The 26,092-nt window shown below is 55.6% G+C and carries 29 protein-coding genes; 13 read left to right on the forward strand and 16 right to left on the reverse strand.

Going from position 1 to position 26,092, the window contains the following annotated elements:
- Positions 1-1,179, reverse strand: a complete 1,179-nt coding sequence (locus tag ACRZ91_RS12410; RefSeq protein WP_480905739.1) for a TIGR03862 family flavoprotein — start codon at positions 1,177-1,179, stop codon at positions 1-3.
- A gap of 44 nt (positions 1,180-1,223) precedes the next feature.
- Between ACRZ91_RS12410 and ACRZ91_RS12415 the strand changes: the two genes are divergently transcribed.
- Positions 1,224-1,520, forward strand: a complete 297-nt coding sequence (locus ACRZ91_RS12415) for an HNH endonuclease (protein WP_260023286.1) — start codon at positions 1,224-1,226, stop codon at positions 1,518-1,520.
- Here ACRZ91_RS12415 and ACRZ91_RS12420 read toward each other — a convergent pair.
- Genes ACRZ91_RS12420 through ACRZ91_RS12430 form a run of 3 tightly spaced genes read right to left on the reverse strand, consistent with a single transcriptional unit; the run spans position 1,517 to position 3,608 of the window.
- Positions 1,517-2,257: a VOC family protein gene (locus ACRZ91_RS12420; RefSeq protein ID WP_480905742.1), complete on the reverse strand. Its 741-nt coding sequence runs from the start codon at positions 2,255-2,257 to the stop codon at positions 1,517-1,519. The genes ACRZ91_RS12415 and ACRZ91_RS12420 overlap by 4 nt on opposite strands.
- On the reverse strand, positions 2,254-2,862 hold the full coding sequence (locus ACRZ91_RS12425) for an enoyl-CoA hydratase/isomerase family protein (RefSeq protein ID WP_170545257.1): 609 nt from the start codon (positions 2,860-2,862) through the stop codon (positions 2,254-2,256). The genes ACRZ91_RS12420 and ACRZ91_RS12425 overlap by 4 nt, the downstream gene beginning before the upstream one ends.
- A complete protein-coding gene (locus ACRZ91_RS12430; RefSeq protein WP_480905745.1) occupies positions 2,859-3,608 on the reverse strand; it encodes an SDR family oxidoreductase in 750 nt (249 codons plus the stop codon). The genes ACRZ91_RS12425 and ACRZ91_RS12430 overlap by 4 nt, the downstream gene beginning before the upstream one ends.
- 132 nt (positions 3,609-3,740) lie before the next feature.
- Between ACRZ91_RS12430 and ACRZ91_RS12435 the strand changes: the two genes are divergently transcribed.
- From ACRZ91_RS12435 to lpxK, 5 genes are all read left to right on the forward strand, one after another.
- Positions 3,741-5,264, forward strand: a complete 1,524-nt coding sequence (locus tag ACRZ91_RS12435) for a DUF2125 domain-containing protein (RefSeq protein ID WP_480905748.1) — start codon at positions 3,741-3,743, stop codon at positions 5,262-5,264.
- 125 nt (positions 5,265-5,389) lie between these two features.
- Positions 5,390-6,736 carry a TldD/PmbA family protein gene (locus ACRZ91_RS12440; protein WP_480905751.1) on the forward strand — a complete coding sequence of 449 codons (1,347 nt, stop codon included), beginning with the start codon at positions 5,390-5,392 and terminating at the stop codon, positions 6,734-6,736.
- On the forward strand, positions 6,723-7,523 hold the full coding sequence (locus ACRZ91_RS12445; RefSeq protein ID WP_480905754.1) for an inositol monophosphatase family protein: 801 nt from the start codon (positions 6,723-6,725) through the stop codon (positions 7,521-7,523). Before ACRZ91_RS12440 ends, ACRZ91_RS12445 begins: the two co-directional genes overlap by 14 nt.
- The gene (locus tag ACRZ91_RS12450; RefSeq protein ID WP_480905757.1) at positions 7,520-8,755 is read left to right on the forward strand and encodes a 3-deoxy-D-manno-octulosonic acid transferase; all 1,236 of its coding nucleotides are present in this window, start codon (positions 7,520-7,522) and stop codon (positions 8,753-8,755) included. The genes ACRZ91_RS12445 and ACRZ91_RS12450 overlap by 4 nt, the downstream gene beginning before the upstream one ends.
- Positions 8,742-9,740 (forward strand): tetraacyldisaccharide 4'-kinase, encoded by a 999-nt coding sequence (lpxK, locus tag ACRZ91_RS12455; protein ID WP_480905760.1) that lies wholly within the window; start codon positions 8,742-8,744, stop codon positions 9,738-9,740. Before ACRZ91_RS12450 ends, lpxK begins: the two co-directional genes overlap by 14 nt.
- A 38-nt stretch (positions 9,741-9,778) precedes the next feature.
- On the opposite strand, the gene ACRZ91_RS12460 is transcribed toward lpxK, so the two are convergent.
- Together ACRZ91_RS12460 and ACRZ91_RS12465 are read right to left on the reverse strand one after the other, a co-directional pair.
- Complete coding sequence (locus ACRZ91_RS12460) at positions 9,779-10,444, reverse strand: DsbA family protein (RefSeq protein WP_170771577.1); 666 nt, start codon at positions 10,442-10,444, stop codon at positions 9,779-9,781.
- Positions 10,445-10,458: 14 nt separating this feature from the next.
- A complete protein-coding gene (locus ACRZ91_RS12465; RefSeq protein ID WP_480905763.1) occupies positions 10,459-10,965 on the reverse strand; it encodes a DUF721 domain-containing protein in 507 nt (168 codons plus the stop codon).
- A gap of 150 nt (positions 10,966-11,115) precedes the next feature.
- On the opposite strand from ACRZ91_RS12465, the gene ACRZ91_RS12470 reads away from it, so the two are divergent.
- Complete coding sequence (locus ACRZ91_RS12470) at positions 11,116-12,102, forward strand: A/G-specific adenine glycosylase (protein WP_480905907.1); 987 nt, start codon at positions 11,116-11,118, stop codon at positions 12,100-12,102.
- Between the two features lie 59 nt (positions 12,103-12,161).
- Positions 12,162-13,298 (forward strand): alkane 1-monooxygenase, encoded by a 1,137-nt coding sequence (locus tag ACRZ91_RS12475; RefSeq protein ID WP_480905766.1) that lies wholly within the window; start codon positions 12,162-12,164, stop codon positions 13,296-13,298.
- A 78-nt stretch (positions 13,299-13,376) separates the two neighbouring features.
- On the opposite strand, the gene ACRZ91_RS12480 is transcribed toward ACRZ91_RS12475, so the two are convergent.
- From ACRZ91_RS12480 to ACRZ91_RS12495, 4 genes are all read right to left on the reverse strand, one after another.
- A complete protein-coding gene (locus ACRZ91_RS12480) occupies positions 13,377-14,765 on the reverse strand; it encodes an adenylate/guanylate cyclase domain-containing protein (protein ID WP_480905769.1) in 1,389 nt (462 codons plus the stop codon).
- Positions 14,766-14,904: 139 nt separating this feature from the next.
- Complete coding sequence (locus ACRZ91_RS12485) at positions 14,905-16,008, reverse strand: site-specific DNA-methyltransferase (protein ID WP_170545279.1); 1,104 nt, start codon at positions 16,006-16,008, stop codon at positions 14,905-14,907.
- A gap of 105 nt (positions 16,009-16,113) precedes the next feature.
- A complete protein-coding gene (locus tag ACRZ91_RS12490; RefSeq protein WP_480654006.1) occupies positions 16,114-16,731 on the reverse strand; it encodes a ribonuclease HII in 618 nt (205 codons plus the stop codon).
- A gap of 110 nt (positions 16,732-16,841) precedes the next feature.
- Positions 16,842-17,321, reverse strand: a complete 480-nt coding sequence (locus ACRZ91_RS12495; protein WP_480905772.1) for a hypothetical protein — start codon at positions 17,319-17,321, stop codon at positions 16,842-16,844.
- Between the two features lie 176 nt (positions 17,322-17,497).
- Here ACRZ91_RS12495 and ACRZ91_RS12500 point away from each other — a divergent pair, with 176 nt between their 5' ends.
- The 3 genes from ACRZ91_RS12500 (at position 17,498) to ACRZ91_RS12510 (ending at position 20,108) form a co-directional block, all read left to right on the forward strand.
- Positions 17,498-17,785, forward strand: coding sequence for a hypothetical protein (locus ACRZ91_RS12500; protein WP_170476327.1), 288 nt, complete (start codon positions 17,498-17,500; stop codon positions 17,783-17,785).
- Positions 17,757-18,458 carry a helix-turn-helix domain-containing protein gene (locus ACRZ91_RS12505; protein ID WP_170476330.1) on the forward strand — a complete coding sequence of 234 codons (702 nt, stop codon included), beginning with the start codon at positions 17,757-17,759 and terminating at the stop codon, positions 18,456-18,458. Before ACRZ91_RS12500 ends, ACRZ91_RS12505 begins: the two co-directional genes overlap by 29 nt.
- 90 nt (positions 18,459-18,548) lie before the next feature.
- Positions 18,549-20,108, forward strand: coding sequence for a DUF427 domain-containing protein (locus ACRZ91_RS12510; RefSeq protein WP_170476332.1), 1,560 nt, complete (start codon positions 18,549-18,551; stop codon positions 20,106-20,108).
- A 152-nt stretch (positions 20,109-20,260) separates the two neighbouring features.
- Here the strand turns inward: ACRZ91_RS12510 and ACRZ91_RS12515 are convergent, their stop codons facing one another.
- The 6 genes from ACRZ91_RS12515 to ACRZ91_RS12540 all read right to left on the reverse strand — a co-directional run bounded on the left by ACRZ91_RS12515 (position 20,261) and on the right by ACRZ91_RS12540 (position 23,978).
- Positions 20,261-21,058, reverse strand: a complete 798-nt coding sequence (locus ACRZ91_RS12515) for a DUF1217 domain-containing protein (protein WP_480905776.1) — start codon at positions 21,056-21,058, stop codon at positions 20,261-20,263.
- Positions 21,055-21,456, reverse strand: coding sequence for a flagellar biosynthesis repressor FlbT (gene flbT, locus ACRZ91_RS12520; RefSeq protein WP_170545296.1), 402 nt, complete (start codon positions 21,454-21,456; stop codon positions 21,055-21,057). The genes ACRZ91_RS12515 and flbT overlap by 4 nt, the downstream gene beginning before the upstream one ends.
- The gene (flaF, locus tag ACRZ91_RS12525) at positions 21,456-21,830 is read right to left on the reverse strand and encodes a flagellar biosynthesis regulator FlaF (protein ID WP_170771591.1); all 375 of its coding nucleotides are present in this window, start codon (positions 21,828-21,830) and stop codon (positions 21,456-21,458) included. The genes flbT and flaF overlap by 1 nt, the downstream gene beginning before the upstream one ends.
- A gap of 77 nt (positions 21,831-21,907) precedes the next feature.
- Positions 21,908-23,155 (reverse strand): flagellin, encoded by a 1,248-nt coding sequence (locus tag ACRZ91_RS12530; protein WP_170545302.1) that lies wholly within the window; start codon positions 23,153-23,155, stop codon positions 21,908-21,910.
- A gap of 210 nt (positions 23,156-23,365) precedes the next feature.
- Positions 23,366-23,713, reverse strand: a complete 348-nt coding sequence (locus ACRZ91_RS12535) for a flagellar biosynthesis protein FlgN (RefSeq protein WP_480905781.1) — start codon at positions 23,711-23,713, stop codon at positions 23,366-23,368.
- Positions 23,706-23,978: a rod-binding protein gene (locus ACRZ91_RS12540; protein ID WP_480905784.1), complete on the reverse strand. Its 273-nt coding sequence runs from the start codon at positions 23,976-23,978 to the stop codon at positions 23,706-23,708. The genes ACRZ91_RS12535 and ACRZ91_RS12540 overlap by 8 nt, the downstream gene beginning before the upstream one ends.
- 113 nt (positions 23,979-24,091) lie before the next feature.
- On the opposite strand from ACRZ91_RS12540, the gene ACRZ91_RS12545 reads away from it, so the two are divergent.
- Both ACRZ91_RS12545 and ACRZ91_RS12550 read left to right on the forward strand, forming a co-directional pair.
- Entirely contained in the window at positions 24,092-25,312 is a 1,221-nt protein-coding gene (locus tag ACRZ91_RS12545) for a flagellar hook-length control protein FliK (RefSeq protein WP_480905787.1), read from the forward strand.
- Between the two features lie 3 nt (positions 25,313-25,315).
- The gene (locus ACRZ91_RS12550; protein ID WP_480905790.1) at positions 25,316-25,981 is read left to right on the forward strand and encodes a flagellar hook capping FlgD N-terminal domain-containing protein; all 666 of its coding nucleotides are present in this window, start codon (positions 25,316-25,318) and stop codon (positions 25,979-25,981) included.
- Positions 25,982-26,092: the final 111 nt, after the last annotated feature.

Raw genomic sequence — 26,092 nt, forward strand, 5'->3', positions numbered from 1 at the left:
CTATCGGTTCAACCATTCAACAGCCGACTGCCCAGCCCATCGACCCGTCGCCAGACAGCCGGTCAGAAGATAACCGCCAGTTGGCGCTTCCCAATCCAGCATCTCGCCTGCACAGAAGACGCCAGGCAAGGCGGTCAGCATTAGGCCTTCATCCACCGAATGACGCTCAATACCACCTGCAGTCGAGATCGCTTCATCCATCGGGCGCAGGCCAGAATTGTGTAAAGGCAGGTTCTTCAGGGTCTCAACCCAATGCGAAGGTGCCAAATCGCTGCCTTTGGTCATTTCATGAAACAAAGCGACCTTCTGCGAAGACAGGCGCAAACCATTCTTCAGCCAATGCGACAGAGTCGCCTTGGGTTTCTTCGCACTCAATCGCTCATGCAGCGCATCTTTCGAAACATCCGGAACCAGATCCACAAAAAGCGGCAAGCCATTCCGAAGTGCCGGCGTCAGAGAATACAGTCCCCCACCTTCCAGGCCCTTTGCGGAAATCGTCGCCTCACCTCGGCATTGAAATTGACCTGCCCACCATCTCACCGACTTTAGGGCCGCACCAAAATGAGGTTGCATATAAGGGCTCCAATCGACTGAAAGAGCCGCATTTGCGGGTGCGAACGGGGCCACGCTGACACCTTGTTCTACAAGCCAAGGTGCCCATGCCCCATCCGATCCAAGCCGCGCCCAACTGGCGCCACCGAGCGCTAATATAGTCGCGTCTGGGGTGCAAAACTGTGCCCCAATGGGCGTTTCAAACACCAAAGCGCCATTTTGCCAACCTTTCCAGCGCCATCGGGTTTTGATCTCGACACCAGCCCGATCAAGTCGGGTCAACCACGCCCGCAATAAGGGCGATGCCTTCATCGCTTTGGGAAATACCCGGCCGGTTGAACCTGTAAAAAGTTCTTGCCCCAGACCACCGGCCCAAAACATGACCGCCTGCGCGTCAAACGCTTGGATCATCGGGTGCAGCCAGTTCGCAGCTTCCCCATATGCGGAAATAAGAGTCTCAAAGGATTCGTCTTTCGTCAGGTTCAGCCCGGACTTTCCTGCCATCAAAAATTTGCGCGCCACCGAAGGTTTCGCTTCGGCCACAAGAACCTTATGCCCCGCAGCAGCAAGTTGCTCGGCAGCAATCAATCCCGCTGGTCCTGCTCCTATGACAACGGTTTGCGCCATTGTGTTCCTCTTGCCCAATGCACGCTTCGGCGCAAAGTTAGGTCATGGCAAATTCTGATCCGATCTGCCCGCTCTGTAACCGCCCGATCCCTGAAGGGGGTGGTAGCCTGCACCATCTGATCCCAAAGCTCAAAGGAGGCAAGGGCGGGCCAACCGTTTTATTGCATCAGATCTGCCACAAAGAAGTACATGCTACACTCACCGAGGCCGAATTGGCGCGCGACTACAACACGGTCGATTCGCTGCGCGCGCACCCAAGGCTGAAAAAGTTTCTGGATTGGGTGCGTAAACGCCCACCGGGTTTTCGGTCAAAGGTGCCCGGTAAACGGCGCGGTCGTTAACTACCCGGGAGCCATGGATCACCGAATGCATCCTCTCGCGGGTCTGCCAAACCTTCGACCTCGATCCCAAGATAATCCGGCACCGGCGCAAACCGGGCACTTGGGATATGTTGGAACTCCAACGTCGTGTAGCGGCGCTTCCACAGCCATTCGCGATTCTCGACCGCCCAGAGATCGGGGTTAGGAGGCGCGTCGGCTGTAAACGCATAAAAATGCAGATCAAAGCCGTAAGGTTCGACATCTTGCATAGATAGCAAAGTCATTCCCTGAGATCGGCAAAACGCATCTTCAGCGGCGATGTCACCAGTCCGCAAGGTGATCTGACCAATGTGGGCCTCGGCAAATGGGGTGTCCGGGCCGGCGGCTTCGTCGGGTCGGTTACCCTCGAAATCATGCTGCAGCAGCTCGATGACAAACCCCTCGGGATCACTCAGATGGCACATGTAGCCAATGTCCAAAAACTGTCCCGGCGCGCTGACCGCGATACCCTTCTGGCGCAGTATATCTGCCGCAAGATCAACATTCGGCAGCGTGATCCCGATCTTCCAATAGCGCTGACCACGGTCGTGGTGATAGCCGCCGCCACCCGGCATCAGCAAAAGATCAGCATCTTGGCCGGGGTATCCCACGCGGCGATTGGCACCTTCGGCCTGAACCGACATACCAAGCGCATCGCGATAGAACGCAGCTAACCCATTCGGATCTGTCACTCGCAAGCGCAGTGCAGCCATCCTCATGGGCACAATCCGGCGATACCAGCTGCAATCGCTGGGTCAGCAGACAGACTGTCTGCTACCAACTCCCGCGCGGTGGGCATCAGTAGATCGGCCTCGACAACCCGATCAACCAACCCAAAGTTGTACGCTTCTTCGGCCGAGATCTTTTGCCCGGCCATCAAGATCATTTTAGTTCTGGATGGGCCAATCAAAGCGGCCATCCGTTTCGGATCAGAGGGTTGCGGCAAAAAACCCAGCTTCATGACTGGATAGAAAAACTTGGCTGACGGAACTGCGATACGCAGATCACAGGCCAGAACCATACCGTTGGCCCCACCCGCCAGCGTGCCATTGAGCGCCGCCACCGTCAGGCAGGGCAACGCAGCAATCGCACCCGAAAGTCGTTCCCACAGATCTGAGGTTGCAAGTCCCGCCCGCGCTTCCTCGAGATCTGCACCTGCGCTGAAAACCCGGCCTACGCCGGTCAGGATCAACGCGCGGGCCTCAGTTGCGGTCTCTGCGATGTGGACCAATTCACCCAGCATCGCTGAAGTCAGTGCATTGGCCTTTTCCGGGTTGTTCAACGTGACCGTCCACAACCCGTCTTCTTGGGTCAGATCAATCACGTCAGACCAACTCGTTTGCGGATTTCTTCATTGCGCAGCGATATCTCGGTCCCCAAAAACTCATCCGCATCCGCCGAACACATCCACATCAACGCCCGAGCCGGCCAATCTGCGGGGATATGATCGTCCCAATCCAGCTGGCTGACCGGGTTGATACCGCTGGCCTTGATCACCCGCTGCATATCGGTGGCCACGGTCCCCGGCGACAAGCCCATGGCGCGGATGCCATGATGCGCCTCTTCCAAATGCACGCATTCCGTTAACATCTTGGCACCAGCTTTGGAGGCGCAATAGTGGCTCCAGGCTTCCACGGGATTAGACGCCGCGCCGGACGAGACGGTCAAAACCGTGCCCCCGCCTGACGCCCGCATGATGGGCAAAGCCGCGCGCATTCCATAGAAGATACCTTTTAGATTGACATCGATCGCATGGCTCCAAGCCTGTGTATCCGCGTTCGACAGATGAAAAATCGGATCGATCACACCCGCGTTCCCGATCAGCACGTCCAGTGCACCAAACCGATCAATGCAGTCGGCAACTGTCTGTTCTACCTGCGCAAAATCGCTGACATCGCAAGCCAACGCGATCACATTTTCACCCAGCGCCGCAGCCAACGCTTCGATCTGATCACGGCTGCGCGCGACCAGAGCCACATTGGCCCCGGCTGCGGCAAAAACGCGCCCGGCTTCTGCGCCGATACCTCGGCTGGCCCCAGTGATCAATACAGTTTTCCCTTGCATATGCATCGCTTAAATCCCTGCATTTGAAATTGTCTTAACTCGTACCCTGCAAATGGGGAATTGGTCCACCCCTTCCCCCTTGACGCTGATCGCTACAGGCACGACGATGCCGTCAAATTGATCAAGAAGGGTTCTCTTATGACTGTTTTCCTTCGCCGCAGCTGCGGTGCAGCTTTGGCATATGCCGTTGCCACAAACGGCGCATTTGCAGATGTAACAGCCGATGATGTTTGGTCCGACTGGCAGGCCTATCTGGGCGGGATGGGCTATGACGTAACCGGTGAGCAAAGCGTATCAGGCAGCGTCACAACCATCTCGAACATGACGATGGCGATGGCGATTCCGGATACCGAAGGCACATTTGATATGGTCATCCCTGAGATGACGCTGACCGAGAATGGCGACGGCACGGTCAATATCGGGTTCCCTGCCAGCTTTCCAATGACGATTTCGGGTGAGGCTGAGGGGGAGACATTCTCGGCCGATCTGGTCTATTCTCATGACGCTCTGGAAATGGTCGTCTCGGGTACTCCCGAAAATATGACTTACGACTATACGGCGAACAGTCTGTCTCTCACGCTGGACTCGATGGAATTCGACGGTGAGACTGCGCCGGATGACATGCTGGCCCTGAATGTCCAGATGAACGATATTGCTGGCGCTTCCCAGATGGAAATCAATGAGAAACGCAATATAGAGCAGCAACTTACCGCTAGCAGTCTGTCCTATGACGTCGCCTTTAACGAGCCCGATAGCGAAGATACGGGCCGGATCAGCGGCAAGCTTGATGACCTGAAGTTTGACGGTGATACAATCATCCCACCCGGCATGGATGTCGCAAATATTGAAGACATCTATAAGGCAGGGTTTGCCGCGTCAGGGACCTTTACCTATGCCTCGGGTAGCACCGAAATGGCGGGTACATCAGAGGGCGAACCGTTCTCGCTGAGCAGCAGTTCCGAAGGTGGCAGATTTACCGGCAGCATCGATGCCCAGAGGCTTGTTTACGATCTTGCGCAGAACGGCACGAAGCTGGCGGTCACAACGGCCGACCTGCCGTTCCCAATCGAAATGGCAATGGCCAATGCCGGGCTGAAATTTGAGTTCCCCGTTCAGGCGTCGGAAGAGATCCAGCCCTTCGGGTTTGGCATAAACCTGACCGATTTCACCATGTCCGACATTTTGTGGAGCATGTTTGACCCTGCAGGCGCGCTGCCCCGTGATCCGGCAACCATTGCGTTGGATACGACCGGCACCGCCAAGGTTCTGGTTGATTTCATGGACCCAGAAGCAGTGGAAGAGCTTGAGACATCTGATGTGGTTCCGGGCGAGTTGCATTCACTGAAGATCAACGAACTGCTTGTGTCGCTGGTCGGGGCAGAGTTGACCGGGAATGGAGACTTCACGTTCGACAATTCCAACACCGAAGAGTTTGATGGTCTACCCGCCCCGTCGGGCGTCGCCAATCTGAAACTTGTCGGGGCCAATGCTCTGCTCGACAAGCTGATCGGCATGGGCTTTGTCTCGGAAAACGACGCGCTGGGTGCCCGTATGATGATGGGTCTGATGGCTGTTCCAGGCGAAGAACCCGACACGTTGAATTCGAATATTGAGTTCACCGAGGACGGACAGATTCTGGCCAACGGTCAGCGTATCAAGTGATCAACATATGGGGAAAGGCCGCAATCGTGGCCTTTCCCGCCTGAGGCACATTACGCTATTGTGCTGCAGGCCTTGCGGGACGAACGATCCGAGGCTAGGTCCAGTATAACCAGACCGGAGGCCTCATGACCCGAACACCTCAGAACATCAGCGACGAACTGCTGGACGCAGCCCGCAGGGCTGGCGCCGAGGCGGCCGATGCCATTGTTATTGATGGATCATCCGTTTCTGTCGAGGTGCGTGGTGGTGCGTTGGAACATGCCGAACGCTCGGAAGCAACCGATCTGGGGCTGCGGGTTTTTCTGGGCAAGCGTCAGGCGATCGTTTCCAGTTCAGACAGCCGTCCCGAGACCCTCAAAGCGATGGCCGAAAGGGCTGTTGCCATGGCCCGGGAAGCCCCGGAGGATCCGTTTACCGGTTTGGCTGAACCCGACCAGTTGATCACCGACTGGGACATGGATGCACTGGAACTTTTTGACACGGCCCCTGAACCCAGCGCCGAAGCTCTGATGCAGGACGCGTTGGCTGCCGAAGCAGCGGCGTTGGAAGTTGCGGGCGTATCGCAGGTTTCTGACGCGGCGGCGGCTTATGGCACTCACCGGGTCCATCTTGCCGCGACAAACGGCTTTTCGGGTGGCTACATGCGCAGCAGCCGTTCAACCTCATGCGTTGCCATATCCGGCGCGGGCACGGGGATGGAACGTGACTATGACGGTGACAGCCGTACCTTTCAGTCAGATCTGCGCAGCCCGGCCGAGATTGGCCGAACAGCGGGTGAGCGCGCGGTTCAGATCGTGGGTGCGCGCAAACCGCAGACCGGCAGTTTCCCTGTCGTCTTCGACGAGCGTATTTCTTCGTCCCTGATCGGCCATCTGCTGGCGGCCAGCAATGGCGCCGCTATTGCACGCGGAGCCTCTTGGCTGAAGGAAAGCCTAGGGCAGCAAGTTCTGCCGTCACACCTGTCGCTGATCGAGGACCCGCATCGCCCGCGCATCTCCGGCTCGCGCCCATTTGACGCCGAAGGCCTGGCAACACACCGGCGGGCTATCGTTGAGGATGGCGTGCTGACTGGGTGGACGCTGGATTTGTCCAGCGCGCGCAAACTGGAAATGAGTTCTACCGGGAACGCCGCGCGCGGCGTATCCGGGCCACCCTCACCCAGCAACTGGAACCTTAGCCTGACGCCGGGCGACAAAACACGTGCTGACTTATTGCGCGATATGGGGACAGGGCTGTTGGTTACGTCGATGATTGGTTCGACCATCAACCCCAATACCGGCGACTATTCCCGCGGTGCATCGGGTTTTTGGGTCGAAAACGGTGAGATCACACACCCTGTCAACGAATGCACCATCGCGGGCAATCTGCGCGATATGCTAATGCGCATCATTCCTGCCAACGATGCGCGGGCTTACCTGTCGCGCGTTGTACCCTCGCTGCTGATTGAAGGGATGACCCTTGCCGGCAACTGACCTGTCCCTGCTGATCGACGCCGCGCTTGAGGCGGGAAAGATCGCCACGCGCTATTCGGGCCCTGACGCCCAGCGCTGGGACAAACCCAAAGGCGCAGGACCGGTTACCGAAGCTGATCTGGCCGTCAATGCAATGCTCGAGCGTGAACTGCAGGCTGCCCGCCCGGACTATGGCTGGCTCAGCGAAGAAACCGAGGATTCACCTGATCGCCTGACCCATAATCGGGTCTTTGTCATTGACCCCATCGATGGCACCCGCAGTTTTGCCGAAGGATCACGCACCTGGGCGCATTCGCTGGCCGTGTCTGAGCAGGGGGAGGTAACGGCAGCGGTCATTTATCTGCCAATGCGCGATCTGCTTTATGCCGCCGCAAAAGGGCAAGGCGCAACGCTGAATGGCAGACCCATATACGTTTCTGGGCGGGTGCAGCTGTCCGACGCCGAGATTCTGGCCGCAAAACCTAATCTTGATCCGCGCCATTGGCTGTCTGAGGCTGTCCCGGACTTTCGCCGAGTGTACCGGCCGTCACTCGCTTATCGGATGGCATTGGTTGCACAAGGACGGTTCGATGGAATGCTGACCCTGCGCCCCAGTTGGGAATGGGATATCGCCGCCGGTGATCTTATCCTGCGTGAGGCGGGCGGACGCTGTACAGATCGGTTGGGGCATCCTTTACGGTTCAATAATGCTCACCCTCGCCTGAATGGCGTTGTAGCGGCGGGCTCAGAGGTTCATGAAAATCTTCGTTCCAGATTGGACCCGCGCGGGATCGGCATCTCAGCATGAATAAACCACGATCTCTCAGCCTGGCGGCCTATCGGGTCCTTTCTTGGGGTGTTCCCAAGAACACCAGCTTTGCAGGTGTAGCGCGACCTGAAGGAGAAGTTTTATGGGTGCATGTCAGCACACCATACCGGCTGCGCGCCGTTGATGATTTCTGTCGCCGCTTGATGTCCGCGCGACCGGGATTGTCGCTGCTTCTAACAGCGCCTCCCGACGCCGATTTCGGAGAATGGGAAGAGTGCAGCTGCCAAATTCTAAAGCTCCCGGCCGAACACACCGGTGCCGCACGAGCTTTCCTGGACCATTGGCGCCCCGATATGGGACTTTGGTTCGGCGGTGGATTAATGCCAAACATCATTACCCGTGCGCAGGAACGGTCAATCCCGCTCGTACTGCTTGAGGCATTGGTTGAAGTGAAGACGGCACGAGGTGGGCGTTGGCTCCCGGATATTACCCGTTATACGCTGGATTGCTTTACGACCATCCTCACCACAAATGATGAAACAGCACGCCAAATCCGGAGATTGGGGGTCAACTCGGCAAAAATTTCGGTGGAGCCTCCTCTTCATGTCAGCCCCAACCCAACCCCCTGGCCCGAGGATGAATTGATCGAGACCAACCACATTCTGGCCGGTCGGCCAGTTTGGCTGGCCGCATGGGTTCAGGCCAAGGAGTTTATTTCGGTACTCAGTGCACATCGCCAGGCACTACGATTGTTACCGCGTCTTGCTATGGTTCTGCACGTGGCCGATGCATCCGAGGCCGCGCCATTGTACAAACGTTTAGAGGCGATGGACTTGCGATGCGCTAATTGGGACGAAGGTCATGCCATTGAGGATACAACGCAAGTCATCGTGACATCAGAACCCGAAGATCTGGGCCTTTGGCATCGTGTTTCAGCCGTGACATTCATGGGCAGTTCGTTGGAACGCAACGCAGGTGGTCAAGACCCGTTAATTGCAGTCGCGTTGGGATCGGCGGTGATTAATGGCCCGCATGTCGGCAATTACCAGGTCCTTTATGATAGGTTGAACCAAGCCAACGCCGCCATAACCATAAAATCGGCGACTGAGTTGGGCGATGGCGTAGTCGAGTTGCTGGCTCCGGACCGTACCGCAGACATGGCATTGGCCGGTTGGCAGATTGTAACCGAAGGCGCGCCACAGGCGGATCAACTGATCGACATGGTGCAAGACACGCTGGACCGGCGGAGGGCCCACCATGCGCGCCCCTGATTTCTGGAATTCGGCCCCCGATCAGTTGGACTTGCGGGCCAGATTACTTGCACCACTCGGCCGCATCTACGCGTCCGCGACAGCCCGCCGCGTGGAGAGCGGGCAGAGCCTCTCACCGGGGATACCGGTAATCTGCGTCGGCAACCTGAACGCGGGCGGCACCGGCAAAACGCCAACCGTAATATGGGTACTGGATTGTCTTAGGGGCATCTGGCACCAGCCTCATGTTGTCACCCGCGGACATGGTGGATCTCTGGAAGGCCCAGTGCAGGTTGACCCACGGAAACACACCGCGGCGCAGGTGGGCGACGAACCCCTTTTGTTGGCCGCATTCGCCGAAGTCTGGGTTGCCAAGGATCGTGCCGCCGGAGCACAGGCTGCCGCAGCTGCGGGCGCGACCGCAATTGTACTGGATGACGGATTTCAAAATCCCTCTGTCAACAAAGACTTTTCGATCATCGTGGTGGATGCCGCGCGGGGATTTGGCAACGGGCTGTGCCTTCCTGCCGGACCCTTGCGAGAACCTGTGGAGGCGGGGTTGAAGCGAGCTGATCTTGTATTGTCCCTTGGCGATTTCGAGGCGCAATCGATTTTCGCTGAAAGATGGAGCCACGCCCTTTCGGTGCCCCACGCCACGGGTGAGATGCGACCGCTGCAAACCGGGATGGACTGGAGCGATACCTCTGTTCTGGCATTTGCAGGCATCGGATACCCCGAGAAGTTTTTTGAAACTCTGCGGCAACAAGGCGCAAAACTTCTGCGCGCCGAAGCTTTGGACGATCACCAGCCGCTGACAACCGCCCTTATGAGCCGCTTGGAGAAGGACTCCAAAGCGTTGGGCGCCCAATTGGTTACAACCGAGAAGGACGCCGTGCGCTTACCTGCGGCGTTCCGAAGTAAAGTCCTGACACTTCCGGTCCGGTTACACATCAATCAGGATGATATGGTCAAAGCGATGTTAACCAAAGTCGCGCCCTCACCCTGAACGAATGGCCAGCCCGATACAGGCTGGCCCAACAGGAATTAGCTGCCCAGCTCGTCTTCGATCAACTTCTTGAAGTCGTCATAAGACTGGTTATCAACCTTCTTGCCATTCACGATGAAAGAGGGTGTCGCCTGAATTCCATCACGTTCAGCGTTCTCTTGGTACCAGGCTACCAACGTCTGCGCGCGGGTGCCGTCCTGCAAGCAGGCTTCAAGCTGATCATTGTCGATACCTGCTAGACGACCAATCTTGCGCAGCTCGTCAACGATTTCGGCGGGACCTCCGGCGCGAGTCCATTCGGACTGACCTTCATACAGCAGATCGGTAATGCCAAAGAACTTCTCGGGGCCCGCACACCGCGCCACCATCGATGCCCAAAGGCCATAGCGGTCGAAATACACCTCGCGGTAGGTGAACTTGACCTTGCCCGTGTCGATGAAGTCCTTCTTGAGCTGCTTATACGCGCCCTGATGGAAATTCGCGCAGTGCGGACAAGTGTATGATGCATATTCGATGATCTCGACTGGCGCGTCTTCGGCACCCTGTACCATCTCAACGATGGTTGACGTGTCCAGATCCGCCTCTTGCGCCTCGGCGGTACCGACAAGCGGGTTCGAAGGGATCGTATTACTCGACGTTGTCAGCCAATAGCCGCCAGCGGCTACGGCGACAGCCGCACATATTACGGTTGCAATCCGGCTCATTCCTCAGCCCTTTCTTAGTGTTTCTGTCTGGATAAAACGTTGCGGCCCAATCGTTCAAGGGCTGCACGCAAATCTTCATCATGAACTGCGCGCGACACATTGTCGGCCTCAGCTGCAACGTCTGGTGAAACAACAGGTTTTGTCTGTTTCGGTTTATGATCGAAACTCGCCTGCCCCTCGGCAAATCCGGTCGGCGCGGTCTGGGTGATACGTACCCGATTGATCGCGTTGTAACCATAGACGGCATTCACCTTGTCACGGAGCTGCTCTTTCTGCATCTCCAGCATTGGAGCCTGCGGCCCGGTTGTCAGCACCGTCAGCGTCGCCCCAAATCCGCCCTTGGCGTATCCTACATTCACCGGCCGAGCGATCGACGCGATGTCCTGGCCCACAATCTCGGCCCAATGAGTCAAAAGGCGCGAGACGGCAAAACCCCGGCTTTCCCCGGCCTGCCTGATCCGGTCATTCAGCAAAGTGGCGGTGCGCTTGAACCCGCGGGTCGAAGAACGTCTGCGTTGCATCTGGTTTCCAACTCTTGCGCGGCTATTGTAATAAGCTGCGACCTGTGCGCCAGTGAAACCCGACAGGGAGTTACATAAAACTTGCGTGACTGCACCGAAATCGACCTGAGCAAGACGCTGTTGGACTGGTACGACCGCCACGCGCGGGAAATGCCGTGGCGCATTGGCCCGGTGGATCGCGCCGCCGGTGTCATGCCTGATCCCTATCGGGTCTGGCTTTCCGAAGTTATGCTACAGCAGACCACCGTAGCCGCTGTGCGCGACTATTTCATCAGATTCACCACCCGTTGGCCCACTGTCAAAGCCTTGGCACAGGCCCAAGACGATCAGGTCATGGGCGAGTGGGCTGGCCTTGGCTATTACGCCCGCGCGCGCAACTTATTGAAATGCGCGCGCGTTGTCGCTGCTGAATATGATGGTCGATTCCCCGAGAGATACGACGGATTACTGAAACTGCCGGGAATTGGGCCCTACACCGCTGCTGCTATTGCAGCGATTGCATTTGATCAATCCGAGACTGTTTTGGACGGCAACGTCGAACGAGTCATGGCGCGGTTATTTGACATTCACGATCCCCTGCCTGGTTCAAAACCCCTGTTGAAAGAAAAGGCCGCGTCACTGACACCACTGCTGCGGCCCGGGGATCATGCTCAGGCGGTTATGGATTTAGGCGCGACGATCTGCACCCCTAAATCTCCAGCTTGCGGGATTTGTCCACTCTATGCGCCCTGTCTGGCGCGGGCTGCGGGTACGCAGACAGAATTACCGCAAAAAACACCCAAGAAACCGAAACCTACACGGCTGGGCCATATCTATATCGCCCAACGCAGTGATGGCGCTCTGCTATTGGAACGCCGCCCCGACAAAGGCCTGCTGGGCGGCATGTTGGGCTGGCCCGGCTCGGACTGGTCCGATACGCCTGTAGAAAATCCTCCGTTCCGGGCGCGTTGGCAAGAAATACCGGGCGAAGTGCGGCACACTTTCACCCATTTTCACCTGATCCTGCGTATCTGGACGACCAAACTGCCCGATGGGTTTACTCCGGACGATCTTGTGATCATGGACAAACACCAGTTCAAACCCAGCGACTTACCCACCGTTATGCGCAAGGGTTTCGATCTCTGGCGCGGCCAATAGACCGCTGTGCAAAACATAAAGAGCGGTCTACTGTTCGGGCAACGTTTTGGAGCCCCAAGATGATTGCATCTGACACCCTCTCTCGCTGGCAATCTGCCGTTCCATTTTGGGTCTCATACCTGCTGGTCCCACTCATTTGGATGACTTCCTTCGCTGGTGGTTGGTGGGTCTTGCTTGTGCCTCTTTCAACTTGGTGGGCCTTTGCTGTGCTGGATCAACTGACGGGGCTTAACTTGGAAAATGCCGACCCGGATGCGCCAGATGAAGCGCTGGACTGGTATATTTGGCTGACCAAAGCATGGGCTCCGGTGCAGTTCCTCACGCTTTACGGCCTGATCTGGTACACGACCCGTACAACGGGACTGACCACAATCGAAAAAATCGGCGTGTTCTTCGGTATGGGCGTTATTTCAGGCACGATCGGAATCAATTACAGCCACGAGTTGATGCACCAGAAAGGAAAGCTGGAACGATGGCTGGGTGATATCCTGCTGTCGATGGTGCTTTACTCCCATTTCCGGTCCGAACATCTGCTGGTCCACCACCGCTATGTTGGCACCCCACGCGACCCTGTGACCGCACGCTACAACGAAGGCTTCCACCGTTTTTATCCGCGCGTCCTGCGCCAAAGTCTAAAATCGGCGTTTCACGCCGAAGCGAACAAACTGGCCCGCAAAGACCGCCCCTGGACAGCTTCCACGAACCCCTTCTGGCGGTATTGGGCCTTGCAATCGACCATGCTGCTTCTGGCGTACCTGCTCGGAGGATGGGCCGGGCTAGGCTTGTTCCTACTGCAGGCAGGTACCGCGATCTGGCAGCTAGAATTGGTCAACTATGTCGAACATTACGGCCTGACGCGCAAATATCTTGGCGACGGGAAGTACGAACACGTCCACCCGCGCCACTCGTGGAATGCGTCGCATAAAGCGTCGAACTGGCTACTTATCAACCTGCAACGCCATTCGGATCACCATTACAAACCAAGCCGCAGGTTCCCTTTGCTGCAACACCATTCCCAGGACGCCGCCCCGCAACTGCCATATGGGTATCCGGTCATGACAATTGCTGCGATGATCCCACCATTGTGGCGACGCATCATGAACCCCAAGGTCCGAGCGTGGCGACGTCAATACTATCCCGAGATCGCCGACTGGCAGCCCTATAACAAGGCGCAGAACCCTCTGCCTCGCACCTAACCGCAGCACGCGCCAGTGTGCTGCCCCGCCCAACAGGAAGGATCGCATCTTTGATGCGGTTCTGACAGGCGGGAGCCCCTATTTTTGGAGAACCCAAAAATCCATCGGGGCGGCGACACCTCGCACCGTCTGATCCGGCCGCTGTTCAAATCCTGCCATCAAGTCTTCTGAGTTCGGTGTTTCTTGCAACGCTTGGGTGCGCAATGCATCGCTGATAATTATGCGGGCAGCGCATTCGCGCGTCATGGCCTCAAGCTTTGCAGCAACATTTACCGCATCGCCTATCACGGCGAACTCCAGCCGGTTCGCTCCGATATCACCCAGGACAACTGAGCCATAGTGAACCCCTACTCCGATCTGAATCTCTGCCTCACCGGCGCGTTTGCGATCAATATTCCAGCGGTCGATCATATCGACCATCGACCGGGCACAAGCCAATGCATTGCTCGCATCCAATTCACCCGGCAGCGGTGTGCCAAACGTCGCCATCAATCCGTCTCCAAGATACTTGTCTAGCGTTCCATGATGGCGAAACACCTCTGTCTCCATCCGCGCATGGAACCCGCGCAAGACCTCGATAACCTCATACGGATCGCGCCCCGCAGAAAATTTGGTGAACCCAACGATGTCGATGAAAAGAACCGCGATGTCTTCTTTGCGGACCTGCTTCAAAGGCTCATCGTTCTGGCTGAGCTCATCAACCACATTCGGAGAGAAATAGCGCGACAAGTTCGCACGCTCACGTTCAAGCCCGGCATTCGACATCAACAAGCGATTGAGGCGCCGCATCGAAACACCAAGCGTCACTGCAACCATGACAAAAACAATCACCTGCTGAATACGAAGCGTCGGCATGAAACTGTTGGGATCCATGAATTCTGCGACGTCTGGATAACCTGCCAAGGCCTCGGATACGCGCTCGCTGATCCCCGGTATCGGGGTGGAGACCCACCATGCGATCACCCAACCTGCTGTCCACATGAACGCCGTCCAAGTTCCAATCGCAATGACGGTACGCCAAGAATAGGCAAGAGTTCCTGCAGCCAGAATGATGAAGAAATACTGGAAGTTGTCGAACCGATACTGCATTGCCAGCGGCCGCACATCGTCGCTGAACGGGTTAGGAACGATCATACCCAATGTCATGATCAGCAGATCAATGAAGATCAATAATAGCTCTGTTCGGGACTGACCAACGCGCCCCGCACGTCGGATCAGCCAACCATTGGCGCAGATCAGCAACAGAATGAAATGGTACCAGAGAACCTCCCAGTGGGGGTTCAGGTAAATCAGCAATAGTGCTGTAAAGGCCATTGCGATCCAACGCGCCCGAACTGCAAGCTCCAAACCCTCACGCTTATTTCGTTCCAGCGCGGCTTCGGTGTACTTGTTGTCTAGGTCATAATTGTCCGGCTGCGTGAAGAACAGTCTGCTCAGACGAGATTGACTGGCGGTTGTCTCGGTCATTGCATCGGTCTCCCATATGCGCTGTCAGGGGCTACCCTATGCAAACATCCTATAGAGGAAAACAAAAGACCCCGCCTAAACGGCGGGGCAAGGCTTAGTGCCTTGTGTCAGGCCACAGGCACCGGCGGTATTGAGTAAATCAGCTATGCATCTCTGATCGGATCTGCTGACGCAGCACATCAATTGGCACAGTCTTGCCATCGCGTTTGAAGCACCAGTAAGTCCAGCCATTGCAGGACGGCGCGTTTTCAAGATGCGCCCCCACTTGATGGATCGAGCCCTTGACGTTGTCGCCTACCAACGTCCCATCCGCGCGTACCTTGGCCTTGTGGCGCTGGTTCATGGAATAAAGCTCCTCACCCGGACGCAGCATGCCGCGTTCGACCAATTGGCCAAATGGCACGCGTGGCTCGGCGCGTTTGCTGGCACTGACTTCCAGCGCCTCGCGGTCGAATTTACGGACCTTGGCGATGCGCTTTTCAGCCACCTTGCGATAGCTTTCTTCGCGTTCGATACCGATGAACTCTCGCCCAAGCATTTTCGCGACAGCACCCGTGGTGCCAGTACCAAAGAAGGGATCGAGCACAACATCACCCGGATTGGTCGAGCCAATCAAAACACGATGCAGCAGTGATTCTGGCTTCTGTGTCGGATGCGCCTTGTCGCCATTTTCATCCTTCAAGCGCTCATGCCCTGTGCAGATCGGCAGCACCCAATCGCTGCGCATCTGTACGCCTTCATTCAGCGCTTTCAGCGCTTCGTAGTTAAACGTGTATTTCGCACCCTCACGTTTGGAGGCCCAGATCATCGTCTCATGCGCATTGGTGAAGCGCTTGCCGCGGAAATTCGGCATCGGGTTCGATTTTCGCCAAACCACATCATTCAGAATCCAATAGCCCGCATCCTGCAGGGCGGAACCCACGCGGAAAATGTTGTGATAAGACCCTATCACCCAGATCGCACCATTGGGCTTCAGCAAACGATGCGCCGCTTTCAGCCATTCACGCGTGAACTGGTCATAGGCGCCAAAGCTTGAGAATTGATCCCAGTGATCATCGACCGCATCGACCTGAGAGTTGTCTGGCCGGTGCAACTGGCCTTTCAACTGCAGATTATAAGGGGGGTCCGCAAAAATCAGATCAACCGACGCCTCGGGCAGACTGTTCATCACCTCGATGCAGTCCCCGGATAGAATCGTGTTTAAAGGGAGCGCGGTTGCGCCCTTCGTCTTGATTGTGGTCATATCACTGCCTCAGTTCCACGGCGCTTTTGCGCTCATTTGGTTGAGACAAGGATGAGTCAAAGATGATTCGCCGTCAATTTCTTTTTTGAATCAGCGACTTACGATTTACTCTTGATACAAGATATTGTGGACCGGTTTGAACGAACGTCTATGGTGTGGGGTCACCCCGAGATTTCGCAGCGCCTCGCGGTGCTGTTTTGTCGGATATCCGGCATTTGCCTCCCACCCGTAGCCGGGATGCTGTTGCGCCAAATCCACCATCAACTGATCGCGCCAGGTTTTCGCGATGATTGACGCCGCCGCAATCGACACCGACCGTGCATCGCCCTTCACCACCGCCTGCGAGGGCAGTTTCATCCCGCGCGGGATCAGGTTTCCATCGATCAGCAGAAAATCCGGTGCAGGGTCGAGCGCCGCGACCGCACGCACCATCGCCAGATGTGAGGCGCGCAGAATGTTGTGCTCATCTATCTCGGCGACTGTGGCTTCGGCCACCGCGACCTCTGCCCGATTGCGCAATGTCTCATCCAAACCAACGCGACGTTTGGCCGTCAGTTTTTTGGAATCGTTCAGCCCGTCCGGAATATCCTGCGAATTCAATACCACCGCTGCCGCAACAACCGGCCCGGCCAATGGACCACGCCCAACCTCATCCACCCCGGCAATTCGGGTGTATCCGCGCGCCAGCAAAGCCCGTTCGAGTTCGAAATCAGGTGTCGTCATACAATTGGCAAACCGCGTTTCCTTGCCGGGCGCAAGAAAAAAGAAGAGGGCAGCTTGCGCCACCCTCTCCCGCGTGGCGCTTCTGTGGCGCCACTCCTGCTCGAAACCGGTTACTGGTAAACGACGCGGTATCCTTTCTGGCGCAGGCAGGCGGGTTCGTATGCCCGTTTTACCCTTTTACCATTCCAGAAACCAACCTTGCATTGGTGTGGCAGGCTATCGGCATGTTTATAGTGCTTCTTAAGGCAGTTCGGCCCAAGCAAGGGACGATTGCTCGAATAGGCATTGAACGTGCGTAGGCAGCGCTGCGGCAGATCATAACGGGCCACCCGCTTTGGCAACGGGCGTACAGCATGTTTTTTCTTGGCCTTCTTCGCCTTGGCTTCCGCCTTCCTATGACGCTTGCGGCGTTCTGCCTCTTCGTCGCGCTTTTTCTCTTGATGATAGTGGTTGGCCGCAGCACCTATGATCGCGATTGCAGCCAATCCGCCGAGTATATCTCGGGTATCCGCCGCGCGTGCCTGTGACGCTGAGATCCCGGTGATGGCGACGGCGGTTGCGATGATCAGAGCAATGAACTTCCGGTGCATGATACGTGTCCTTTCGGATAATGGGGCAGGCCTGTTAACGACCGCAAAACTGATGACCCGACATTGCGACCTCCCCCTTCAGACAAGCAATAACGGCAATCTGTTATCCAATATCAGCACCTCAAAACCCCTGAGGTTATTGAATATCCGCCCAACCCATGCGCAGGATGCAGCCCATGAAACAGATCCTCTCTTCTCTGGCTCTGACGGCCCTGATATCGGTTGGGTCGCAGGCCGTCGCGGCAGATTGCTTTGCCGACTACAAAGCCAAGCAGGACAATCCCTTGCGCCTGCACTATGGCGTCATGCAGGTCTCAAGCTGCGATAAGGGCTCGGCCCGGAACGAAGTCGCAAAGCGGCTGAAATCAAACGGCTGGACCCTGCTGAACGTGATGACCGTTTTTGAGGCGAATGGATTGGATCAAAGGAAGGCCAATGCCGGAAAATTCTATCTCCGTTACTGAAGCACGCCGCTCGGGGGTTCGGCTGGTTGGTCTGGGGATAGCGGCAATCGTCGCGATCCTGGTGACTGCAGCGGTTTTCCTGTTCTGGACGCTACCGGATGCGAACGCTTTCAACGCGCGTGTCGAGCGGTTGTTTGTCGAGTCTGACCTGACCTCACAATCCGAAATCCGCCTGCTGGAAATACTGGCCCAATCCGGCACAGCATTCGCCGATACGTTGTCCAGCTATAGGATGGTGATTTTTGTCCTGTTGGTATTTGCAACCGCGATGCTGATCACTGCGTTGGTATTTCTGGTTATGCTGGTATTGCTGAATCGCCGCATGGCGCAGATTGAACGGACCGGGATTCAGGTGACCTCGCTGCTAATCAGCCGGGAGGAAAACACGGTCTACCTCAACAACATGGATTTCAGGCTGACTCCCGCAGCAATGGAAACCCTATCGGTACTAGCCGAATCCCGGCTGGATGACGAAGTTCTGTCCGGTGCGCAGATCGAAGCCATGATTTCAGGGCGGAACGTGATCGATTGCGAAGAAGCCGCTGGTGCCACCCGCATCAAACGCCTAAGGGACGCACTCGGCAATCAGATGGTCAGTGAATTGCTGGTGAAAAACATCGCAAAAAAAGGCTACATGTTGTCGATCGAAAAAGACGTTATTCAGATGGTCTGACTGCTTCACCGCGGTAAAATCTGTGTACACATCTTGGAATCGTCACCCTGAAGGCCCATCATATAAGGGCTTGGCCAGGGGAGGTTGCAGATGAACGTCCATGCCACACCAAATGTCAAAGGCTATGGTATTTCGGTTGAACCGTTAAAAGGGCGGATTGCGATCTACCGTGGTGATATCCTGCTAGCCGAAAGCCATAATGCCAAGGTTATGTATGAAACGCGGCTGCCCCCTGCAGTTTACATCCCGCGTGAAGATCTGTGCGTGGAACTCAGCCCCGAGACTGAGTTGCAAACATTCTGCCCCTTCAAGGGCACCGCAACCTATCACGACATCAGCCTGCCGGAAGAGCACTTGAGAAATTCGATTTGGGCCTATGAAGATGCCTTTCCCGAAAGCGCAGCCATTCAAGGACATATCGGCTTTATGCCCAACACGGCGACGCGGATCGACCTTGGAGAAAACCAACTTCGGCAACCCGATGACGGCAATATCAGCGGGCCTTTGATCGACTGGTTGATGCGCGGAGCGTCGGATATCGAAACACCTGATGCTTTCACCAAAGCACTGGCCGAGAAAATGCTGGAACACGGCATCGCAATACAACGCCTTAGCATCCTGGTCTGGTCGCTGCACCCGTTGATCGCAGGCAAACACTACATCTGGGAAAAGGACACGGCCGAGATTTCGACCCACACCCCGACCTACGAGATCCACGATCATCCTGCCTTTACCAACAGCCCACTGCGCCACGTCTCAAATGGCCTAGGCGGCGTGCGTCAACGCCTGAACAACGACAATCCCCATAACAGTTTTCCGATCATCGAAGATCTGCGCGCCAAAGGGGCAACAGACTATGTTGCCATGCCACTACCCTTTTCAGATGGGCGAATAAACGTCCTGACTCTGACCAGTGATCACCCCGATGGATTCACAACAGAAAACCTTGGCCTGGTTTTTGAGTGCTCTTCAGTAATCGCGCGCTTCTACGAGGTCTTCATGCAGCGCGAAAACGCCCAGGTTTTGCTTGAAACCTATGTTGGCAAACGATCGGGCGCTCGGGTTTTGGGCGGTGAAATCCGCCGAGGTGATGGCGATGATATCGATGCGGCCATAATGTTCTGTGATCTGCGCAACTCAACCGCGCTCGAAGAGACGTTGGGCCGCGATGAATACATCGATTTGCTGAACGCGTTCTTCGAAACAGTATCGGGGATCGTGCACGACCATGATGGAGAAGTGTTGAAATTCATCGGCGACGCGGTACTAGCTGTTTTCCCGGCGGGGGACGACGCCGCTAATGCCCGGACCAACGCGCAGCTCTCCGCGATTGAGATCGTCGAGAAACTGGCTGAGCTGCGCAACGGCGAAAATGACTATCATTGCGATTGCTCAATAGGCGTCGCCTATGGTCGTGTTACTTACGGCAATGTCGGCTCACAAGAACGGCTGGATTTTACAGTGATCGGACAAGCGGCCAATATCGCCGCCAGACTAGGGGAATATGGCAAAACAGCTGGCCACAGAATCGTTGTATCACACGATATCGAGCCCGCCTGCAAACAGGCCATCCCGTTAGGAGAGATCAAGCTGCATAACGTTTCGCAACCGATTAGTTCTTTTGCACTGCAAGCTTCTGCAGATATCTAACCGGATACTTAAATTGTTAGCGGATACGACGCGTCGAAAGATCTGAACACCTAGTTGCTGAAGCCTGGTCTTTAACACACTCGAATTCACGCTTCAGAGCTTTAGCGATTTCTGACCCAGATCGAACTCCGTCCGAGATCAGGAATTTAGTATCAAAACCCGCCACCCAGCAGGATCAAAGCCGTCTGTGCAGGTGAAGTTACACTCTGGATTTGCGCGATCTGGCTGCGGGTCAGATAGGTATCTGTCAATTTTTCGACGGCTTCTATATCCGTAAATTGCGCCAGATCCGAGGATCCGGTGGCGCGATGCAACCGATCCTTAAAGACTTCAAGTTGTTTGTCTAAATCCAACTGTGCAAATGATCTGGGCAGGCCTAATGCCGTTTCCATCATATTGCGCAACGGTGGCAATCCCATAAGGTCGAACCATTTTCTGTTCTCACTTCCACCTTGTTGAGCTATCTCGCTCAAGGCGTGCTGCGTGAATAATGCGATACGCATCATTTCATCGGATTCACCAACCGATATTTCGAACCGAGCGGTCAGATTATCTTCGGCGATCTTCTCCATCGCGCTGACCAAACTCGTCTTGGGAATCTCACCCGGCCCCAATCCAAAAGCTTTTGCAAAGTCACGATATCGGTTGTCAGACAACCTATTCGCCAATGCATCCTCCGCCTGAGTACCGTCCGACAGGATCTTTTGAATGAAAAACCGATTGTTCAGATCATCTTCGAGGCCAAAAGCGCCCAAGGCGATCTGTAGCAAGCGACGATCAGCAACCAGATCTTCAGCCGAGCGAACATTTCCTATGTTTTTCAGAAAATACGCTGTCTCACGCTCATTAATCGACGAGTTCGAAAAACTTTGCAGTTGCGCGTCATACGTCCGCTGAAGAAATCGCCAGCCCACAATTCCACCAGTGGGTACGACCGGTTGAAAGGTCATTGCTCATACGCCATCAACCGCTCTTCTCGTGGTAATAAAGAGCGCAACGCTTTTAGGCACTTATAGTATTGCTCGGCCACCAACGCTTCTGTGGCATCGGCTAACACTCGGCGGCTATCGGTATCTGTAAAGACCTGGCTTAACTCCTCTACGCGTCGCAGCAACTGCTGACGCGCTTGATCGGGTTCAGTGTCACCAGACAGCACAAGCTGTGCCGCATAGCAGACACGACGCACTGGGGTGTTCACCTCCTCAGGGTGAATTGCATCGCGCAGACGCAGAACTTTGGCTTGCGGTGTCATGATGGAAAATCTGCTGCGGCGGTCACCATTTTCGATGACGACACCGTTGATCAGAACCCGCTCTTTTGGGGCAAGCTTTAGCACCAGACCGCCCATCAATTCCCCCTCATTTGACGTAGTCCTCGCAAGACTGCCATGTTGATTTCAAGCAGCGGCTCTACTGTCGCTTTATTTCCCAACACCTGGCTGCTGTGTTGTTCCGTGAATTCAGCGAGATAAAATATTCGAGCCCGCAGATTGTTCGGCAGTGCATTATCAGCATCCGCAACATCGGTCGCCAACACGCTCCATAACCGGCGGTTTTCATGCAATGCCTGGACGAAGGCGCTAAAATCCGTTTCCCTGCGTGCTGCCGCAGACTTCAGACGGTGTGTGATTTTGGATATCGCCTCATATTCCGTATCCCGGGGCGTTCGCGTCGGCGCAGCAGATTGCGCATAAGCGCGTTGGGCGAGCGTTTGCGGAGTCACTTGAAATCCTTCCGATTGTCCATCAGCGGGCAGTTAAAGCCGGGGCACGGCGCGCGCGCCCCGGCTAAGTTCCTGAATTAGCGGAACAGCGACAGGATGGACTGCGGAGCCTGGTTCGCAATCGAAAGAGATTGCGTCGCCAGTTGTTGTTGCACCTGCAGAGCCTGCAACCGCGCCGACGTCTCTTCCATGTCGGCGTCGACCAATGAGCCAATACCGGATTTGAACGAGTCCGCCAGGTTCGAGATGAACTCTTTCTGGGTTTCAATCCGGCCCTGCGACGAACCAAATGCGGCCGATGCATCAATCGCGGTGTTGATCAGTGTCTCGATGGTTCCTAGTGCTGCCGCGGCACCTGCATCGGTCGATACGTCAATCGACGACAACGCACCCAAACCGCCTGCTCCGGCATTGGTGAATTGCGCCGAAACGGTCACATCGCGATCTGCGTCAGCACCCGCTGTCGCAGTCCCGGTAACGAATGAGAGCGTACCCGCCGCGCTGGAGTCATAGTCGATAGCCACACCGGTAATACCCAAGGCATCAATCTGGTTCTTCAACCCAACTGCGACAATCGCATCAGTATAAGCTGAGTCGTAGGTGCCCGACGGGTCCAGATCTCCAGCTTGAACCGTATAGGAAGCAACTTTGTCACCGATGGTAATCGACACCTGGTCACCAGCAGCAAAGTTGTCAGTCGAGCTGTCGATAACGATATCACCCGAACCGCCGGACTTATCCATTGTGAACCCGGCCGCATCATTGTCGGTGGTTACGTTATCCGACCCCGCCAGAACCCCCTTCGACGCATAGCCGCCGGTCGACAAATCCTGGCTCGCTACCGAAATTGATGATGCATTTACGTTTCCAGCGCTATCACGGTCCAGCGACGCAAGAATGGATGCTGTACCTGCCGACCCATCGACTAGATTTAGACCATTGAATTGCGCCGCGCCTACGACCGATGCGATCTGGTCCCGCAATGCCGTCACATCGTCATTGATCTTGCCGCGGTCGACATTGTCTTCCTGTGCCGCAACAATCTTGCCTTTCATCTGGTTCAGCAGATCTGTAACCGTTTCCGAAGCGTTCCGTGCAACTGCCACTGTGGATTCACCCAGCGCCAGGCTGTCTTTGATGGCGTTGAAACCCTTAACGTCCGATTCCATCACTTTGGAAATAGCCCAGACGGCAGAGTTGTCCTTGGCTGTCGCCACATCTTTACCGGTCGAAATCGCGTTCTGCGTCATCGCCAGGTTCTTGTTTACGGATTTGAGAGTTTGCAGCGCAACCATTGCGCCATTGTTCGTCAGAATGCTGGACATATTTGTCATCCTCTTTGCGTTCGAGCGCCTTCGACGCCCATGTTGGACCCACCGAACCGGCGGGCATTCCGTCGTTCTGACCTTTGCGTCGCGCCCTGTGGCCTTCGCGCCACCTGCTGTTCCAGGTGCAATCCCAACTTTGACCCTGATCCCCTAACGGAGTGCTAAGACGAATAAATCCAAAGCTTTGGATTTGAATCAAACCCAGCCTTATGCACGCTTCTCCAGCTTTGCCTGCAAGCGCACCGAATACCCATTCCGCTGACCCGCCGCGTCATAAGTACTGAACTCCTGACGCACGCGACGCAGTTCCGACATGCGTTCAGCAACTGCGCGGATGCCCTCGGCTGCACTGGTCAATAGTGCCTGATTACGCGCGACTTTCATCTGAACACGAGCAAGGTCGTCGCTATCAATGACTTTCAGGCCGTTGAGAGCATCAATCAGGTCTTCCTTTTCAGGTGCCAATCGGTTCAGGTCGTCAAGATCGCCGCCTATCAATGCCTTACGCTCCTGATCCAGCAGATCCTCCAACGCCTTTATCGGATTTTCACCCATCGGCCTTCTCCATCATTGCATTAAAGAGAACCTCTGACAGACCAATTCCACCAGCGCGGGCCATCTGCTGGGCCTGCTGCTGAACTAGAAACGAAGAAAACTGATCTTCACCTGCGCCTCCTCCGAACGATTGCCGCGCCTGCCCAAGGCCCGCGGATTTCAACATCTCGGCGAGAAAGGTCGCCTCAAGCTCGATTGAGGCAGCTCTAAGCTTATCTGAAGCTTGAGCGGCCGGCGTCGTTGCTCCAATCGCTGATATCGACATTGGATTCTCCGTAAATTGCTTCGAACTTTCATGATCAAAGAGGAAAGCAGTTAAAATAATTGTAACTTCCTGAGGTCAGAGTCAGGGTCAGGCAAACACAGCCGGAGCAAGAAATGTCCAACCCGCTGACCGTTTTGACGGCCTCAACCACAACAGGAGGCAAATCCGATGCCCAGCACGGGGGAGCGCGAGAGAACAAGGGAGCTCAGGCCTTTGAGGACGTCATGAACGAAGAGGCCGAGTTGAACGATCCTGAGAGCTTGCCAACAATTTCAAAACAGAAAGTCGCAGTAGAAGAACAGCCGGATGTCGAAATCAACGACTCTGTTAGAACTAATGAGGAACCACTATCCCAAAACGGTGATGAGGAGTTGCCAAATCCTGAGGCTGCGTTTCCGCAACTGTTGACGCTTGCGGACAGCGAATTGCAAGCGCCGAGAAAGTCGGAAATAGCAGTACCCTCGCCCGCTGTAGGACCGGTGTCTAATCAGAACATATCCACTTCACCAACCGATCAGACAAATAGGTCGAAAACAATACGTTCGACCACCCCGGCAGCGTCCGAAATCCCGGCAGCGCCGGAACAAAAATCCGATAAAGTTGAAAAACGGATGCTCACACGGACGCTAGGTCCGTACGGGATCAACCCGAATTCGAATGCACGCCCAATTCGGTCTCGAAATTCGGCCGAAGTCGGAATCCGCCCGGATTTAGACACACCGATCGCGTCGGTATTTAAAGTAGTCTCGCAGCAGCAAACAGCTAGCGCCACAAATGCGCTGATATCGGCCCAAGCCACAAATATAGCTCCTGTAGATACAATCCGCGAACCTGCAACAGACCACGAGATTCTCGATATTCCGACACTCAAAGAAGCCACATCTGTGCCCACCCAGCGGGAAACCATGGGCACAACACCATTTATACCCCATCGCGCCGAATATGCCCGCGCCATTGCGGGCCAATTAGTAGCCGTCATCTCAGCAAGGCCTGGCGCTCAGGGCGTAGACATCGCCCTCAACCCCGAGGAACTGGGCCGCGTCTCGATCACATTAACCAACCTTGAAGATGGGTTGCATCTGATGATCATGACGGAACGGCCAGAAACGCATGATTTGATGCGGCGGCACATTGCGCTGTTATCCTCTGAATTCGAGAAACTTGGATACCAAGGTATGTCACTTGATCTGGGCCTGTCCGGTAACACAGCCGAGCAAGAAAAAGACCCCGAGGCGCAGCAGTTCTCTGACACATCGGAAGTCGCTGTTGATGAGACTCATAGTGCACCAACAATTCAATCCGGCCAGCGTGGTGGCCTTGATGTGAGGCTTTAAGCGATGATCACCCCGTCGAGTTCAACCGCAAATCCAATCGCCACCTCAGAGGTACCCAGCAACGCGCAACGTTCTGCTTTGACGTCGGATTTCGAGACATTCCTGCGCATGCTGACGGTACAGGCACGAAACCAGGATCCGCTGGAACCATTGGACTCATCAGAATATGCCTCGCAGCTCGCGCAGTTTTCGATGGTCGAGCAACAGGTCAAGGCAAATGAACTTTTATCTGGTCTGGCTTTGACGTTGAGATCGGTCAATCTGAACCAGCTTGCCAGTTGGGTTGGTATGGATGTTCAAGTTGCCGCACCATTTCAGTTTGAAAATCAGCCCGTTACGCTCGTTGCCAGTGCAGCTCCTGATGCAACCAGAGCTGAACTGATCATCCGCAACACGCAGGGCGACGTGGTCGACCGAATTACCGTACCCGTCAATGAAACCGAATTCGAATGGCACGGTGTTGACAGTACCGGCACCGCGTTTCTGGCAGGAAGCTACTCTGCGTCTCTCGCGAGCTTTAAGGGAGACAAATTGCTGGCCGAAACCCCCACCGCAGCTTTTGGCCGTGTTGTTGAGGCCAAGGTTGGTGACGGCGCGGTCATGTTGAAACTTGAAAGCGGAGCAGAAGTATCTGCGGATGAGGTTACTCAGATACGAACAGGTGCTTGATCTGTTGGGCGGCGCAGGTCAAAGCTTGGCAAAATCGACTCGCTGCTCAATCTGGTAATTTCCCTGTCTGACCAAATCCCACCTCCGCCAAAGCTGGTTGCCCAGCTGCAT

The organism is Ruegeria sp. O11 (genome assembly GCF_056535285.1).